Genomic DNA, 17,030 nt, shown 5'->3' with positions numbered 1-17,030 from the left:
CGGAGCCAGCTGGTTTCGGGGCTTTTCTTGTGTAACAACTTGCAACTGCAAAATGCTCTCCTTGTGCCACAACTGAGCGAAACAAATGGAGCGAGTGAATACGATGCGGTATTTTTATAGGGTCTTCAACACCTCTACTGCGTTGTTGTTCTTCGGGTCAAGTTCAACTGACTTTTTATAATTGATTTTAGCTAGCTCTTTATTTCCTGCATGCAAGTAAGCCTCTGCTAAGCTGTCGAATGCGTTGCCGCTCTGAGGATGCATGACGGTATTTAGCTTGAATATTTCCAGCGCTTTTTGGGTTTCTCCCTGGCGCATCAGGGTGTAGCCCCACGTATTCAGGTCGCTTTCCGAATGGCGGTATTCGGTTTCGCGCTTCTTTAGCTCGTTGTTCGATTCAAGGGAATATGCGAGGCTGCGCTTCAACAAGTCGGCGTTTTTCTGCTGCCCGCGGGTGTTGCCATAGGCTTTGGCAATAGCGCTGACAACCAAGGCCGGGTTGTCTAGAAAGATGTAATGGCCGCAGCCGTACGCCGTAATGCTTTCCCGATTGGGGGAGGCAGCTGTAAACTCTTTATGGCAGGTTCTCCAACGGGCTGCTTCCTCGGGTTTCGGTGAAAAAGGGGCCTCCGCTACCAGATCAATAACCGGGATAGAGGCTGGAAACGAGACCTTGCGCATCACTTTCACCGTAGCGGCATAATTACTGGTTTGATAGTATCTGCCTCGGTTCTCAACTTTGTTTTTAGCAATGTCGGCCTGCATGTCGCGCATCATGCTCGCAAGGAATTCATCGGTAGCATAGCAGGCCAGCATGGCATCTACTAACACCACCGCCTTCACGGCCTCCGGGTGCCGTGAAGCATACAAAGTGCTGTAAAAACCGCCGTAGGAATGGGCTACCAGCAGAAGGTCTTTGCTGTAGCCGAGCTTCTTGAGGCCGGTTTCTAACCCTTGGATACCGCTCATAATGCCGTGCTGGGCGTCGTCGGGCTCCTTGGAATTCTCGCTTTTCCCGAAGCCAGGGCGGTCATAGCTTATTAGGGTGGCGCCAGTGGCTGCGGCCAGGGGCTTCAGCAGTTGCTGCCACACGCGGGCATCGTCGCCGCCACCCGCTTCAAGCAAAATAGGCAACCCCTTGCCTCTGACGATGTTGAAGTGCAGCCGGTAGCCGCCCACGTCAACCAATGTGTCAAGTGCTTGGCTATGCGCGCGCTGGGGAAGCAACTGGATTGCACAGCATAGAAATGCCAAAAAATACAGCTTCATGGGTAGGTGCCGAGTAAGCAACTTCTGTGATGGTGGCTTTATCTGTGTAGTCTACTTCTGACTGTGGGTCAGTGCTTTCGAGGTGTCATATGCTAGCTCGAAGTATTGGTTGTTGTTGAATTCGAACTCCGCTATTACTTCAAGCCCTAGCTTTTGGGTGTGTGCTGCGTAAGACCGCGCATTTATCATATTGATAAAGGTTACCAGGACCGGATAGCGGGTGGCCATTTTCTCTCGTGCAAAATCGAAAATGGCTTCCAGTAATCCGCTGCCCCTGTGAGCTTTATCAACGCAGATGGGGCCGTACTGATAGGAGTTATGGGCACTCAGGGTATGGCCCGCATATTTCAGCGTTGGGAGGCGGTCGGTCATGTAGGAGAAGATGGGCCACCCCGACCAAAATTGCCAGGACGCCGACATGACGTAAGCAATTACCGCCCCGTCCTGCGTGGCAATGAACAGTCCTTGCTCTTCCTCTATGAGTTTTGTGAGCTGCTCTCTAGTGAAGGACGTCGTTACAAAGCCGTCCTTTTTGTCTTCCTCCAAAATCGTATCGACCTGGTATTTCTTGTGAAGATTCAGAACGCCTGCAATATCATCTAGTCCAGCTATTGTAAGCTCCATGGGTAGTAGTTGAGAAAATTTCAGTTTTGGGTATGGCTGCTCACCCTTTCGAACACTTGCCGTGGGGTCTTGCCATACTTATTGAGGTGGTCAAGGTTTGCCCCTTTCTGAAGGTAGAGATTCACTAACCTATGGTCGTCTTTTGCATTGAAAAGGGCTGTCCAAATGGGGGTGTTGCCGTGAATGTCCGGTAGCTCAAGATTTGCTCCTTTGGTAAGTAGAAGTTCAGCGCATTCGAATTGCTTTTCTTGGCCAGCAAAATGCAGCGCACAATAGCCATTTCTATCCTGATGATTGCTATTGGCTCCGTTATCTATCAGCCACTCAAGTATGGGGGTGTTGCCGTAGAATGTTGCCCAGAGCAAGGCGGTCCGTAAGTAGCCATCACAGGCATCAATGCCTATTTCCGACAGAAGCTGCTTTACGCCTGAAGCGTCATCCTTTTTTATACTATAAAGCACATCATCAACGCGAGGGTCTGATTTATGAGGTCTACCTGCTCTTGCCATACATCCTTCGTTGCACAGTGAGTAGCTACTATAATTTGCTACGCGCCACAATATACACGGCTGTAGTGCTTCACATCATCTCTTGTCTTATAACAACACCTAACTCCCACCCCCGATGGGAGAATAACTCATCGGTTAAAACTTATAGCCACCGCGAATCAGGTTCACTCCCCTGTTTGATAAATTGTTCTGCTACGGGCTGGCCGCAAACAAGAAAACCCCGAAACTCATCAGGGTTTCGGGGTTTTTATTCTTGGTGAGGACGACCTAAAAGACAGTATCTACTACCGTTCCACCAGCGTAAACTCTACGTTCACTAAATCGGTGGTTGCATTGGGGCGCATAGCAGGACTCGGATTCACACCAACCTGGTTAGGGTCGAAGGAGCCTAATAGCGCCAAGTTCTTTTGCGCTTCCATGAGCTTGGCCCGGCTGAAAGTGTCGCCGGAACGCAGGGGAATAGCTTCCAGCAAAGACTCCGCAGACGCTTTATTATTACCAGTGAACGTGATAGTGCCAAGTTGTGCTCGGCGGCCTTCTGCAATTTTCAGGGTTAGTGCCACGCTGCCGTCAGGCTGACGCTGGACGGTGGGTGCAACGGAAAAGAAGAGGTAGCCCTGGTCCATGTAAAGCGACGTCACATCCTTACCATCGGGTGAGAAGCTGAGGCGCTTTTCCAAAGCGAGGGAATCGTAGGCGTCGCCGGGCTTCAGGTCAAGGGCTTGGTTAAGGCGCTCAGTTGATACCACTGTGTTGCCTTGCCACGTGATACTGGCGATGGACGTGGTAGTGGCCGCGGCCGTGGTGGAAGGCGACTTGGAAGGTGCTGCACCAATAGGGGTAGGGGAATCAACGCAGGCGGTGGCCAACCACGCGCCGGCTGCTAATGGCAGCGCAAGAAGGAAACGTAGCTTTTGCATGGGGCGAGAGGATGGCGTTGTGAGCATAGTGATGCGTTGAACTATCTGTTTGGTGGAAAATGCATGAACCAAGGAAAGCGGAAACGGCTGTGCGGCCAGCTTGAGTAGCAACTGACCGTAGCCGGAAACGCTGCCAGCCTCGCGAGCTACGGCCGCATCGGCTAGGTATTCGTGCACCGCTTTCAGCTGATTGCGGAGGTAATAGATAGTAGGGTTGAACCACAGCAGTACGCTTACACTTTCAAGCAGGAGGATATCCAGCGTGTGCCGCTGCCGTACGTGCACTAGCTCGTGTTGCAAAAGCTGCTCTCGCTCCGCGGAGCTAAGGCTAGCGTGTAGGGGCGACAAAAAAACGTTGCGTCCAAACGAAAAAGCCGGCATTTGGCGAGCAGAAAGCTCGACGAGCCAGAACGCGCCGTGGTTGGTACGTGGGTGCCGCCGCGCTAGCCGCCGCAGCCACCACAGGTTCCGCACGAGGCCTTGCAGCCGGTGCAGCATTCCCAAGCCGTACACGGCCAAAAGCCCTGCTAGCGTCCAATTCAGTCCGTTTAGCGGTGTGGTTGGCGGGGTAGCGGAAGCCGCAGCCGCTTCCAGTTGTTGCCAGTTTAGGCGCAAGAGCAGCGGCTCTTGGTCGGGAGTGGGCGTGGCAAACAGATACGCAGTAAGGGCCGGGAACGACACCAGCGGCAGCCCCAAGCTTACAGCTATGCTTGCTACTAGGTACCACCGATTCCAACTGAAATAAGTGAGGTTGGCAAAAAGCAACCGGTACAGGAGCGCGAAAACAGCCAGGCAGAAGGACACTTCCACCAAGTACAGGAAGCAGCTACTTAGCATCACCGTCTTGCTTGGAAGCCTGATCGGCTTGGAGTAACTTGAGCAGCAGCAACTGAACCTGCTGTTGATCAAGCTTTTCCTCTTCCACCATAAACGATACTAAATCGGAGGGTGAGTTATCAAAGTACTGCGTGAGCAGGCGTTTGAAGCTGGCCGCTCGGTATTGAGCACGGCTGATCAGCGGGAAGTACTCGTAGGTTTTGCCATAGGCTGTAAAACCCACATACTCCTTGCGCTCCAAAATGCGCACCACCGACGAGATGGTGTTGTAGGGCGGTTTCGGCTCGTCGGGCAATTGCTCGATGATGTCCTTGACGAAAGCCTTCTTCAGCTTCCAGAGGATTTGCATAATGCGCTCCTCTGTTTTGGTTAGCTCTTCCATAGGCTAAACGTATAACGTATTTATCAGTTATACAACTTATTAATAAGTTTTAAAACGTATTCATCCGTTTTGTCTCTATATGGGCGTGCTATACTAGTGTAAGTATCTATTGATCAATTGAATGTCGTTTTGATGTTGACCTGTAGCATTTTTGGTATCTGCTGCTCAAACAATAAGTAGATCAAGAAATAATGTAGGTACATTTGTTGTATAGGGCATAGGCCAACGCATCCTTGGGATGGTTGAAAACCTAGCCGTTTTACTTGTTGCTCTCGCTATGAATTCTCTGCAAGACCTTCACGCCACTGCCAGCAGCTTCCAAAAAACAGTGAAAATGCCTGTGCTCTTCGTTGGGCATGGTTCGCCTATGAATGCGCTGGCCGATAACCCGTTCACCCAAACCCTGCACCAGCTAGGCCGCGACATCCGCAACGTGCAGCCGCCGCGGGCGATACTGGTGGTATCGGCGCACTGGCTCACGCGCGGCACCTTCGTGGCCGTCAATGAGCGCCCCGAAACCATCCACGATTTTGGCGGCTTCCCACAGGAATTGTTCGATATGCAGTACCCGGCACCCGGCGCGCCCGATGTAGCCCAGGAGGTGCTGGCCGCGCTGCCCGATGCGCACCCCACCGACGAATGGGGCCTCGACCACGGCACCTGGACGGTGCTGCACCACTTGTTTCCGGAAGCTGATATTCCGGTGTTCCAGCTTAGCATCGACTACCACAAGCCGATGACCTTTCATGCCGACCTGTCCAAGCAACTCCGGTTTCTGCGCCGCCGCGGGGTGCTGATTGTGGGCAGCGGCAACATCGTGCACAACCTGCGCCAGAGCATGCCCAAGTTCATGGCCGACGACGCCACGCCGTACGCATGGGCGCAAGAGTTCGATGAATGGGCTAAAGTGAAAATCAATCAGCGCGACCTGCTGGCGTTGGCGCACTACCAGCAAGCCGGGGCCAGCGGCTCCCTCTCGGTGCCCACCCCCGACCACTACATTCCGATGCTCTACAGCCTCGCCTTGGCTGAGCCCGACGATGCTATTCGTCACGCCTACGAGGAAGTCAGCTTCGGTGGTATGAGCATGCGCACGTTTGTGGTGGGATAGGGGGCAGTGCCGTTGAAAGGCAGTCGAAAGTACTTCGAGTAGTGTTTTTTGAAAATGAAAAGGCCCCGGCGCGTAGCTGCACCGGGGCCTTTTGTAGTGGAGGGTAGGGGCGCCTACTTCTTATTGGCTACGCGGATGGCTTTCACTTCCGGCGCTTTAATGCCACTGGCTTTGTTGCCGAAGCTGTTGCGCACGTAAGTTAAAACGTCGGCAATTTGCTGGTCGCTCAGGACGTCGAACGCAGGCATCACGTTGTTGTACGGCTCACCGTCGATGTCTTCGCCTTGCAGGCCGTTAAGGATAACTTTCACGAGCCGGGGTTTTTCGCCCAACACGTAGCTGGTTTTGGTTAGGGGCGGGTTCATGTTGTCCACGCCGCCGCCATCGGCTTGGTGGCAGGTGAGGCAGTTCTGCACGTAGACGGTTTTGCCGGCGGCTAACGTAGCCGCTGAAACAGCAGAAGTGCTGGCAACTGGTTTGGCTTTGGGAACTGGTTTTTTCTGGGCGTGTGCTGCGTAGCTACACCAGGTAAGTACGCACAGGGTAGCAAGAATATGCTTCATCTATCAACTTATTTTTTGGCATATACAATGCGGTAAATCGTGCCCTGCTTGTCGTCGGTTACATAGAGCGAGCCGTCGGGGCCCTGAGCGAGGCCGCAAGGCTTGTGCTCCGGCCGGCCGGCCGCCGCGTTGGCAGCAGAGCCCGCAAAGTTGTCGGCAAATACTTCATAGTCGCCGAAGGGCTTGCCATCCTTGAAGGGTTGAAATACCACGTAATAGCCTTTCTGAGGCTCAGGAGCACGGTTCCAGGAGCCGTGAAAGGCAATGAAGGCGCCGTTGCGGTACTTTTCCGGAAACATGGTGCCGGTATAAAACAGCAGTGCATCAGGAGCCGTGTGGGCGGGGTAGGCCATGGCCGGGTCGATGAAGTTGCCGGTCGCCTCTTTCTTGCCGTCGCCGCCGTACTCAGGCATCATCATTTTCTTGTGCTGGATGTTGTCGTAGTACATGTAGGGCCAGCCGGCATTGTCGCCTTTTTTGAGGGCGTACATGCACTCGGCCGGCAGTTCCGCCGACTGCTTGCTGTCATACAGCGCCGGGAAGTTGTCGTACAGCTGGTCGCGGCCGTGTTGCATCACGAAGAGCTGGTTGGTTTGCGCATTCCAATCCAGCCCCACCACGTTGCGCAGCCCGGTGGCGTACCGGGTGCCGTTGCCGTAGGTCTGGTTGAGCTTATCAGCTTTGAACTGCCAGATGCCGCCCGCCGAGTCGAGTACGGGGCAATTGGGCATGCCCAAGGAGCCCTTCTGGCGGTCCTTCACTTGGCAGGAGTTGGAATAGGCTCCCACGTTTACGTAGAGGTTGCCTTCCTTGTCCAGCGCAATGGATTTGCTTTCGTGCTGGCGGCGGTTGATGAGGCCCGTGACGATTTTCTCGGGTTGGTCGGGGTTAGTTACTTGGCCTTTGCTGTCCAGCTTGTAGCGAAACACTTCTTGGTCGGAAGAGGCATACAAGAAGCCTGGTGCGCTGTAGATGCCCGTGCCGCCATAGTTGCCGAAGCCACTCGCCACTTCAGCTTTGCCGTTGGCGGCTTGGCGCAACACCAGAATGCCTTTGCCGGCCGAGTTGGGCCGGTTTAGCTTCACGTAGATGGTGCCTTGCGGCGTAACGGTGATGTGCCGGGCGCGGCCTCCCGTTTCCGCCACTTTCAGGGCGCCAAAGCCGGCTGGTAGTTTCAAGCCAGCATTGTCGGCATCAGGTACCGGCGCCAGGGGGTTCTTGGCCTTCAAGGCAAACAAAGACAGGCTCCCGACCAAGGCCGTTGATAACAGCAGGTACCGGGATAAGTGAGTGGTCATAGTGAGTATGGGTTCGGTGAATCAGGTTTTTTCCTAGATAATGTAGCAAGTAAATCATTTGGTGAACAAGAAGAACACGCATCATGGCTGACTGGCTGATTAGCTGGGATATTACTTTCTCACGCAGTTGAAACCGACCTGCCGCGGCGCGAGCAGCCAAGCCGCTACGGAGCGCCACAGCAGGCCCCATTGCATAGCGACAGTAGCTGTAGCTACCCACATGCAGTAACCTAATGAAACCCCAATGGTTGACGGGTATGCGCCCCACCATACATCTGCGTCGGCGGCAACTATGTAAGCCTTCCACACGATCTAAGCAGCACCAGTTGAAAAACAAGGGTGGGCGGTTGGGCACTTGATGCGTAGCTTGGCACATCTGCCATTGTTGCTGCCATTTACTATGACTACACTCCAACACATCTTAAACCGCGCTACGGCCTCGGCGTTTGGGGCTAGTTTGTTGCTCGCTACCTGTGCCCAGGCCCAACAGCCTGCTGCTAAAATGCAGCCCAGCAAACCGACCACGCACCAGTTGAAGCCCACCCCCACAACAGTTGCGTGGGGCTTCTATGATGCTGCTGCCAAACCTGTGTTACGTATCAAGTCCGGCGACAAAGTGGAAGTACAAACACTTATCACCTCCAGTCCGACGCGGCTAGAAGGAGCGGGGCTACCGCCAGCACAAGTAGAACAGTCCCTGCGCGACATTCACAAGGACGTAACCAACAAAGGCCCCGGAGGCCATATTCTGACCGGGCCCATCTACGTGGAAGGGGCCGAGCCCGGCGACGTGCTGGAAGTGCGCATCCGGAAAGTGGAGCTGGCTATTCCATACGCCTACAACGCTTTCGGTCCGACCAGTGGCTTTCTGCCCGAGGACTTTGGCTACGCCAAAATGCGCATCATCCCGCTCGACAAGAAACGCATGACGGCCCAATTTGCGCCCGGCATCGAGATTCCGCTCCGGCCGTTTTTTGGTAGTATGGGTGTGGCGCCTCCGCCAGCAGCGGGCCGCGTAAACAGTGCCCCGCCCGGCATCCACGCCGGCAACCTCGACAACAAAGAACTGGTAGCTGGTACCACGCTCTACATTCCGGTGCACGTGCCCGGCGCCTTGTTTGAGGTAGGCGACGGCCACGCCGGCCAAGGCAACGGCGAAGTGGACATTACGGGGTTGGAAACGTCTCTGACGGGCACGCTGGAATTTGTGGTGCGCAAGGATATGCACCTCACCTGGCCCCGCGCCGAAACGCCCACTCATTTCATCACCATGGGCACCGACGAAGACCTAACCAAAGCCACTAAAGTGGCTCTGCGCGAAATGATAACCTTTTTGATGCAAGAGAAGAACCTCAGCCACGACGATGCTTACATGTTGGCCAGTGTAGCCGCCGATATGGAAATCACACAGCTGGTAGATGGCACCAAGGGCGTCCACAGCATGATTCCGAAGGTGATTTTTACGGGCAAAACCACCAGCAAAAGCACTAGCAAGTAGCGCCTAAAACGCCATGAACCAGTTAAAAATTCTCAGGCTGATCTTATTTACGTATACCTGATGTGGGTTCGAGGTGACCTAACCTGTGCCTAAATAAGCAACTGTTTGGCGCCCATGGGACTTTCCAAACGTTGGAACTCTCTAGCCACATGTGCGGGAGTTAGCAGGAGGTGGAGTAAAGCGTATTCCTCCTGGCTTGATTTCTCACTAGTACACTTTTGCCCTCGTCTTGTGTCGATTCTCAGAATTGTACATAAGACGAGGGTATTCTTTTTATGGGACAAATAGTTCGGTTCGACAAAATATAGTAGTACTATCTTAGGTAGGCATAATTAAACAATACCATTATTAACCATAAATTTTAGTAGTATTTTATTGAGTTTATTTGTATAATACACATCTTTGTTGCGCGCTTATGCAATAGAAGGGCTTCATTAGCAGTGGTATAAGCTTGCGTGTCTGGGTTTGAAATTTGTGTCGTTGTAATAATGTGCTGTGCTTTTGCTAGGGGTGAAATTGAACTTTGCCTCAGGCATCACGCATTGGTAAAACACCTGTTGTATCAAAAGAATGAACGCGGTGTTAATAAAAAAATGCTATTAAGTGCTTTGGTGTTGTCTTATGAAACAAACTTTTACTGAACTGTTTGCCAAACCTTTTTGCTGGAAATCGCAAAAAGTATATGCTGGAATCCTAGTGGCATATTGTCTGGCCGGACCGAAGCAGGCCCAAGCACAAGACTACTTTATCAAGGATGACTTCCGCACTAATAGTGCAGCCAACTTCCGGGTAGGAGGTAATGCCACGCTGACCGGCACCTCCGGCACGGATGCCGGTGGGTATCTACGGCTGACTACTAATGCTGGCAACCAGAGGGGGTTTGCTATTTCCACACAGACGTTCAATCCGGTAAACGGCTTCAGCATCTCATTCGAGTACTTTTCCTACGGCGGCACCACCACCGACAGCCAACAAGCAAAAGCTGATGGTATCAGCCTGTTCCTAATTGACGGAACCCAGGTGACCAGTGCCAGTGCGTTTGTGCCGGGTGGTTATGGCGGCTCCTTAGGCTACGCGCCGCTGGTAGCAGGATCTATCAACACACCAGGTGCAACGGGAGGATTCATTGGCATCGGCTTAGACGAGTTTGGTGGTTACTCCGCAGGAATTGAGGGTAAAAATGGAGGGCCAGGTCGGGTTATTTCCGGAGTGGCTATCAGAGGTGCTGGCAATGCTACTACCAGTAATACAGCTTACCCTTATATAACGGGCAAAGCTACTGGTACATACACGATTAGTGGAGGGACTAGAACGCTGAATCCTGGCGGTTTTGGTATTGATGTGGCTACTTCCCGAGCTCAAAACACTTCTCCTGATTACCGGCGGGTATTCGTCGACGTATTCCCGATCAGTAAAGGCTCCACTACCTACAAGGTCACGGTGCGGATTCAGAACGGTCCTAGTACTGTTACAACGGTGATAGACAATTACACTTTCACCAGTGCCACTCAGGTTATGCCCGCCAGCCTGCGGATTGGCTTTGCGGCATCTACAGGTGGCAGCACCAACTTTCATGAGGTGCGGGACCTGCAGATTGTTCGGCCTCCTGTAGCGAATAATGACGTTGTGTTCACCTCGTACCGTAGCAATACGCCGGTAACGTTCAGCCCTCTGACCAACGATGAGGCTTCAGGCAGCTCTCTCGACGTTGCTACCCTTGATTTAGACCCGACAACAGTTGCTATTGACAGGAATTTGTCAGTTCCGGAGGGTACGTTTGCTATCGGTACTGACGGGGCGGTGACGTTTACCCCCTCTGGCAATTTCGCGGGCACATTCACGGTGCCTTACACAGTGCAGAGTATCCTGAAATCTATTTCCAACCAGGGTACAATCACCATCAACGTTACAGGGGCTGATATAGCAACCACGCTCAACGGACCTACTGCCGTAAACGTAGGGTCTTCGGTTACTTATACTACTACCACGTCCAACGTTGGTATTGAAGCAGGCGCCAATGTGGTGCCGAAATTGGTGCTAACGGGGGACATAAGCATCACGCAACGGCCCGCTAATTCGTCTGTTACCACGTCTGGTACGGGTACCGCCAAGGTGACGACCATCACTTTTGCTGCTATCCCCTCCTTGTCGCCTTCCGACACGCCGATAGAAAACCCAGTAGCATTTACCTTGAACTCGGGCAGTGTTACAGGAGCATCTTCCTTTACTACTGCGGTGCCCGACCCAAGTACTGCAAATAATGCGGCCAACTTAGCCACTGGAGGGTACAGCTTGACCGGCATCTCCAATGGGTGCGGTGGTCCTGGCAAAGATGGCCCTGGTCCAATAGGCGCTCTTGCGTCGGATGGAAGCGAAATTGTTGTTAATACCTACTTCCAGGGGCAAGCATCTGTGGGGGTTGGAGCCACGAGTATTACGCTAGCTGGTTCTGGTACGGGATATGATACCCCCATCATGCCTGGCGATTTGGTGTTGGTAATGCAGATGCAGGGGGCAACTATAAATTCAACTAATACCAGCAGCTACGGTGCATTAAGCAATGTCACAGCAGGTGTGTATGAGTACGCAGTGGCAGCGCCTAATACCAATGTCTCTTATGCTGGGGGAGGTACATTAATCTTGATGAAAGGCTTGACAAACGCATATACTGCGGCAGCAGCTACATCATCGGCTGGTCCACAGCGTTTTCAAGTTATTCGTGTACCTCAATACTCCTCATATAATGCTGCCGGTACAGCTACCACTACCGGGGCAGCTTGGAATGGCACGACTGGTGGAGTGGTGGTGCTTGACGTAGTAGGTGTCACCACCTTTGGCACTACAACGACGGCCTTCAATATGACTAGCAAGGGGTTCAGAGGGGGCGGAGGAGTACGATTTGCAGGCATCTCTACCGGATATAGCAGCAACGATTATGTTAATATAGCTGGTGACAAAGGACTTGCCGGAGCACACGGATCTAAGGGTGAAGGAATAGTTGGAACCCCGCGCTATGTACGTCAAACCAACACTGCATTTCTTGATCTGGGTCAGGAAGCCTACCCAGGAGGCAGCGTCGGTAGAGGAGCACCCGGCAATGCTGGAGGGGGAGGCACCGATGCAGCAGTAACCACTAATACCGGCAATACTGGCGGCGGTGGCGGCTCTAATGCCATCAGTAGCGACAATGGCGGGAACGGCGGTAATTATAGCACAGCAACCGTAGTGGGTGGATTAGGAGCAACGGCTCCTGGCCTCTCAGCAGGGGGACGGCTGTTCATGGGCGGTGGCGGTGGAGCTGGTAGCAGCAGTACGTTGGGCGCAGAAAATGGCAATGGTGCCAACGGAGGAGGAATTATCATCCTGCGTACGGGCACTGTGTCAGGCACTGGTGTTATGAACGTTAGAGGTGGCAACGGCGGTAGCACTACAGCTAATGGAGCTGGCGGCGGCGGCGGCGGTGGCAGCGTATTAATTACTAGTTCCAATTCACTCGCTACTGTAACAATCAACGCCGATGGTGGAAATGGTGGGAACACCACTTCTGCCACTACTGTAAGCCCTTTACTGGGAGCCGGTGGCGGCGGTAGCGGAGGGGTGGTGTATTATAATGCTCCAACAGATCCTCCAACGGTTAGAACAGCAGGTGCAGCGGGTACTGCTAGAGCTACTACGAATGGTAATGCAACCACAAACGGGTCAGGTCCGGGAATTTCGGGTCCGGAAATACAGTACACTGCAACGGGTATTTCGGCAACTCTCGGTTGCCGCCCCGATCTGGACGTTTTCCTTCGGACGAATACGCCTCAGGTCGTTCGTGGCCAAGCTATGCAAGCTACCTATACCTTAACCGTTGTCAATAATGGCGGGGCCGCTACAGACGTAAGCGCCCTGGTAACGCTAGCCAACGGTACCAATACAACAACTGGTGGTTCTGCTACCGGTACCGCAAGTGGGTTGTTCAAGTACAAGAGCACTTCGGCCGCCACCATCACGCTGGCCGATAAAACGGTTGTTGCACTCACTACCACAACAGGCGCACTCAATTCCTACAGCGCACCTGATGCAGCATCGTCTGCTCCTGCTTTCAGTGGAATCGATATTCCTGCCGGGGCTATTTTAACCATCACCTTTCAGGTAGATATGGCCACTACTGCTGTCAACAATACGCCTTATCAGTCGGGTGCTCAGGTAGTGTACCTTGATCCTACACGGTCAACCGCTAGCAGAATGATAACGCCTGGTGGTACTTACCAAAGTGGCACTACGGCTGCTCCTGGTACGAACTACCTAAGCACTAGTTCCACTGGGGAAGACGTATCCATTGCCCGGCCGTTGCCGGTGGAGCTTAAGCAGTTCAGTGCGTTGGCTATCCGCCAGGACGCCGCCCTTACGTGGGTAACGGCTTCGGAAAAGAACAGTGACCGTTTCGAAGTGGAACGCTCGCTGGACGGGTTGCACTTCGAGGTTATTGGTTCAGTGAAGGGGCAGGGATACAGCAACCGGGAGCACACCTACCGCTACACGGATGCAAGTGCTGCGCAACGCGCCGTGTCTTCGATTGTCTACTATCGGTTGCACCAGATAGATGCTGATGGTGCCGATACTTACAGTGGAGTGGAGGCTGTACGCTTCGAGAAGAGTGTGCAAACGGCCATCCGGCTGTATCCAAACCCCGCCCAAGCCCAGGCCACACTCGATCTGAGGGAAGTACCAGCCGGCAACTACCAAGTACAGATCCTGGATATGACCGGCCGCGTGCTCAGTCAGCAAACCCTGAGTGGCAAGCAAGTCTATGAGCTGTCCACTACGGCACTCGCTCCGGGCTCCTATGTGGTGCAGGTAAGCGGCAACAGTGTACAACTAGCGCTGCGCTTGTTGCACAACTAAGTCCTGTTACAGTCGCAAACAGAAACGGCCCGGCAAGTTGCTGGGCCGTTTCTGTTTGCGGATAAATTTTTCCAGAAAGAAGCTTAGTTCAAGCGAGTTGCAGCAGGTGGAAGCTAGCTTCAATGCTCTGTAGTACACGGGGTTGTCACGTACAAGGTGGCGGTGGTAGCACGTATGCAGGAATGAGGCTAATACGGGAATCAAGGAGTGCAGACAACTCTTGGCAAAGTACAGCCATCTACTCTGTAGAAGTCTCTATACTTTGTGCTCTCGATGCGAAACCTCTTCCTGCTCCTCTCTGGCTTAGCAGCTGCCACCACGGCGGTGGCTCAGCAACCAACGGCCACTCTCTATCGTGCCACCGAACGCAAAGTCAACGACCTGGTGCACACTAGGCTCGACGTGCGTTTCGACTATGGCAAGCGCTACCTCTACGGCAAGGAATGGGTGACCCTCACACCCCACGCCTACGCCACCGATTCGGTGCGGCTTGATGCCAAAGGCATGGATATTAAGGCGGTGGCGCTGATGAACGGAGAGCGGCAGCAGCAACTAAAGTTCGACTACAACCAAACCAATCTGCGCATCCACCTAGGCAAATTCGTGGCGCCGGGCACCGCTTATACCCTCTACATCGAGTATACGGCCAAGCCCGATGAGCTACAGGTGGAGGGCAGCGCGGCTATCAGTGGGGCCAAGGGCTTGTACTTCATCAACCCCGATAGCGCCATGAGCGGCAAGCCCGTGCAGATCTGGACCCAGGGCGAGAGTGAGTCCAATTCCGTGTGGTTTCCTACCATCGACAAGCCCAACCAAAAGTCCACTTCCGAAATCAGCATGACCGTGCCGGCCAAGTACGTCACGCTCAGCAACGGCGCGCTGGTGAGCCAGAAGCCGGCCGGCGCTGGTTTGCGCACCGATACCTGGAAGATGGAGTTGCCGCACGCGCCGTACCTGTTCATGATGGCCGTCGGCGATTTTCGCATCACCAAAGACACGTGGCGCGGCAAGGAAGTGAGCTACTATTTAGAACCACAGTACGCGCCCCAAGCCAGACAAATCTTCGGCAAAACGCCCCGAATGCTGGACTACTTCTCGCAGCTGCTGGGCGTGGAATTTCCGTGGAACAAGTACGCCCAGGTGGTCGCGCGTGAGTTTGTGGCCGGAGCCATGGAAAACACCACCGCTTCCCTATTTGGCGAACAAGCCCAAGGCAACGCCCGGGAGTTGCTGGATTGGGAATATTCTGGTGTGGAGCGCGAAATAGCCCACGAGCTGTTTCACCACTGGTTTGGCGACTACGTGACTACCGAGAGCTGGAGCAACCTGACCATGAACGAGTCGTTTGCCAACTTCAGCGAGGTGCTCTGGGCCGAACAGGAATACGGGGCCGATGCCGCCGCGGCGCAAGCCGACTTAAGCATGCGGGTCTACTTCGGCAACCCGGCCAACTACACCAAGCCCCTGGCGCGCTACCAGTACGCCGACAAGGAAGACATGTTCGATGCCGTGTCGTACCAGAAGGGCGGCAGCATCCTGAACATGCTGCGTCATCATCTGGGCCAGGACGTATTTTTTCGGGGGTTACAGCGCTACCTAAAGCAGCACGCCTTCGGTACCGGTGAGCCGCACGACCTGCGGCTGGCGCTGGAAGAAGTTTCAGGCCAGGATTTAAACTGGTTTTTCGACCAGTGGTATTACCGCCCCGGCCACCCCACCGTCACCATCGACTACCACTGGGACGGCGCCCGCAAACGGCAGGCGGTAATCGTGCGGCAAACCCAGGCCGGAGCGCCGTTCGTGCTACCGCTCCACGTGGATGTATACACTAACGGCCGTCCGCAACGCTACCCGGCCACGCTGCGCCACGCCGTTGACACGCTCTACTTTCCGGCCGCCACCAAGCCCGACTTGGTGAATGTCGATGCCGACAAAGTCTTGCTTTGGCAGAAGAAAGATAATAAGCCGCTAACCGAATTTGCCTACCAATACAGCCACGCGGCGCGCTACCTCGACCGCCGCGAAGCCCTTACCGCCGCCAAAGCCCAACTTTCCGACGCTCTAGCGCAGAAACTTTTGTTGTCCGGCCTGACCGACAAAGCCCCAGCGCTACGCCGAATGACCATTGATTTGCTGGACCTCAAGAATGCCTCGTTACGCAAAACAGCCGCGCCACTACTAGCCAAATTGGCTACCACCGATTCTTCGGTGAAGGCGCGGGCGCTGGCCCTTACGGCTCTCGCTACCCTCCAGGACAAGCGCTACACCAAGCTGTTTGTTACGTCCCTGGACAGTAAGTCGTACCAGGTGCAGGGGGCGGGGTTGCGGGCGCTAGTGCCGCTCGATGCCAAGCAGGCCTTGGCCCGTGCCGCCGCCTTTGAAGCCGACCACAAAGCCGACCTGACACTGGCCCTTGTGGAGGTGTATGGTAAAGCGGGTGGCCCGGCGCAATGGCCGCTGGTACTGGCGAAGTTCGACGCGGCAAGCCCCAACTACCGATTGCAAATGCTGCCTAGCGTAGCCGAACTGCTCAACCGCCTCAACGACCCCGCGGCCCTGCCCCAAGGCATCGACCGGATCAAGGAGCTAGCGGTACGCTACAAGCAGTTTGGCATCCACGTGCCCCTCATCAAGTTGTTGCGCCAGATTCAGGAGCAGCAGGCCAGCCGCCCGAATGCAACTCAGGCCACTACGCTGGTGCAGCAAGCCGTAGCCGAGATAGAGGCGGCGAAGTAAGCGCCTGCCAAACAACAAAAGCCGCTACTCCATGGAGTGGCGGCTTTTGTTGTTTGGCAGGCGCTTACACAGGATAGCCCTGTGCAGGGAGTATTAGCTTCAGGCTGTTTACTAGGCCCAGGATACCGGTGCGCCACGGCACTTGCAGTGGGAGGGGCTGGGGCGTACTTGCGTTAGGTGAGTAGAGCAGAGGTAAATAAGGAGCGCAGATTTTTAAGTTATAGCAATGGCAGCTATTTCGTAAGTCCAACCGCAAGAAATATGGAGGTGCATCAGGAGTAGGTACATGTCACTTCCAGCAGAAGCTACGCCGCAGGTAGCAATAGGCCAGCAGCAAGAGCACAACGGGAAGTTGGTGATGCACCTATAGCGGCAAAAAGGGCTGCACAGACG

At 54.2% G+C, this 17,030-nt stretch carries 11 protein-coding genes; 4 read left to right on the top strand and 7 right to left on the bottom strand.

Annotated features, from left to right (window positions below; translation table 11 throughout):
• Nucleotides 1-114 precede the first annotated feature (114 nt).
• The 5 genes from MTX78_RS13440 to MTX78_RS13420 form a co-directional block, all read right to left on the bottom strand.
• A complete protein-coding gene (locus MTX78_RS13440) occupies nt 115-1,269 on the bottom strand; it encodes an alpha/beta fold hydrolase (protein WP_243795024.1) in 1,155 nt (384 codons plus the stop codon).
• Nucleotides 1,270-1,320: 51 nt separating this feature from the next.
• On the bottom strand, nt 1,321-1,893 hold the full coding sequence (locus MTX78_RS13435) for a GNAT family N-acetyltransferase (RefSeq protein ID WP_243795017.1): 573 nt from the start codon (nt 1,891-1,893) through the stop codon (nt 1,321-1,323).
• 20 nt (nt 1,894-1,913) lie between these two features.
• Nucleotides 1,914-2,402, bottom strand: a complete 489-nt coding sequence (locus MTX78_RS13430) for an ankyrin repeat domain-containing protein (RefSeq protein ID WP_243795015.1) — start codon at nt 2,400-2,402, stop codon at nt 1,914-1,916.
• Nucleotides 2,403-2,686: 284 nt separating this feature from the next.
• Nucleotides 2,687-4,126: a M56 family metallopeptidase gene (locus tag MTX78_RS13425; RefSeq protein WP_243795008.1), complete on the bottom strand. Its 1,440-nt coding sequence runs from the start codon at nt 4,124-4,126 to the stop codon at nt 2,687-2,689.
• 22 nt (nt 4,127-4,148) lie between these two features.
• Nucleotides 4,149-4,541, bottom strand: a complete 393-nt coding sequence (locus tag MTX78_RS13420; RefSeq protein WP_243795006.1) for a BlaI/MecI/CopY family transcriptional regulator — start codon at nt 4,539-4,541, stop codon at nt 4,149-4,151.
• 277 nt (nt 4,542-4,818) lie between these two features.
• Here MTX78_RS13420 and ygiD point away from each other — a divergent pair, with 277 nt between their 5' ends.
• Nucleotides 4,819-5,652, top strand: coding sequence for a 4,5-DOPA-extradiol-dioxygenase (gene ygiD, locus MTX78_RS13415; RefSeq protein ID WP_243795005.1), 834 nt, complete (start codon nt 4,819-4,821; stop codon nt 5,650-5,652).
• Between the two features lie 113 nt (nt 5,653-5,765).
• Here the strand turns inward: ygiD and MTX78_RS13410 are convergent, their stop codons facing one another.
• Nucleotides 5,766-6,215: a c-type cytochrome gene (locus tag MTX78_RS13410; RefSeq protein WP_243795003.1), complete on the bottom strand. Its 450-nt coding sequence runs from the start codon at nt 6,213-6,215 to the stop codon at nt 5,766-5,768.
• Nucleotides 6,216-6,223: 8 nt separating this feature from the next.
• Entirely contained in the window at nt 6,224-7,513 is a 1,290-nt protein-coding gene (locus tag MTX78_RS13405) for a PQQ-dependent sugar dehydrogenase (protein ID WP_243795001.1), read from the bottom strand.
• A 400-nt stretch (nt 7,514-7,913) separates the two neighbouring features.
• Between MTX78_RS13405 and MTX78_RS13400 the strand changes: the two genes are divergently transcribed.
• The 3 genes from MTX78_RS13400 (at nt 7,914) to MTX78_RS13390 (ending at nt 16,637) form a co-directional block, all read left to right on the top strand.
• A complete protein-coding gene (locus tag MTX78_RS13400) occupies nt 7,914-9,011 on the top strand; it encodes an acetamidase/formamidase family protein (protein WP_243794999.1) in 1,098 nt (365 codons plus the stop codon).
• Between the two features lie 621 nt (nt 9,012-9,632).
• Nucleotides 9,633-13,901 (top strand): T9SS type A sorting domain-containing protein, encoded by a 4,269-nt coding sequence (locus tag MTX78_RS13395; RefSeq protein ID WP_243794998.1) that lies wholly within the window; start codon nt 9,633-9,635, stop codon nt 13,899-13,901.
• A 273-nt stretch (nt 13,902-14,174) separates the two neighbouring features.
• The gene (locus MTX78_RS13390; RefSeq protein ID WP_243794996.1) at nt 14,175-16,637 is read left to right on the top strand and encodes a M1 family metallopeptidase; all 2,463 of its coding nucleotides are present in this window, start codon (nt 14,175-14,177) and stop codon (nt 16,635-16,637) included.
• Nucleotides 16,638-17,030 lie beyond the last annotated feature (393 nt).

The organism is Hymenobacter tibetensis, assembly GCF_022827545.1.
Classification (GTDB): Bacteria; Bacteroidota; Bacteroidia; order Cytophagales; family Hymenobacteraceae; genus Hymenobacter; species Hymenobacter tibetensis.
This window is presented reverse-complemented; position numbering and strand designations above follow the sequence as displayed.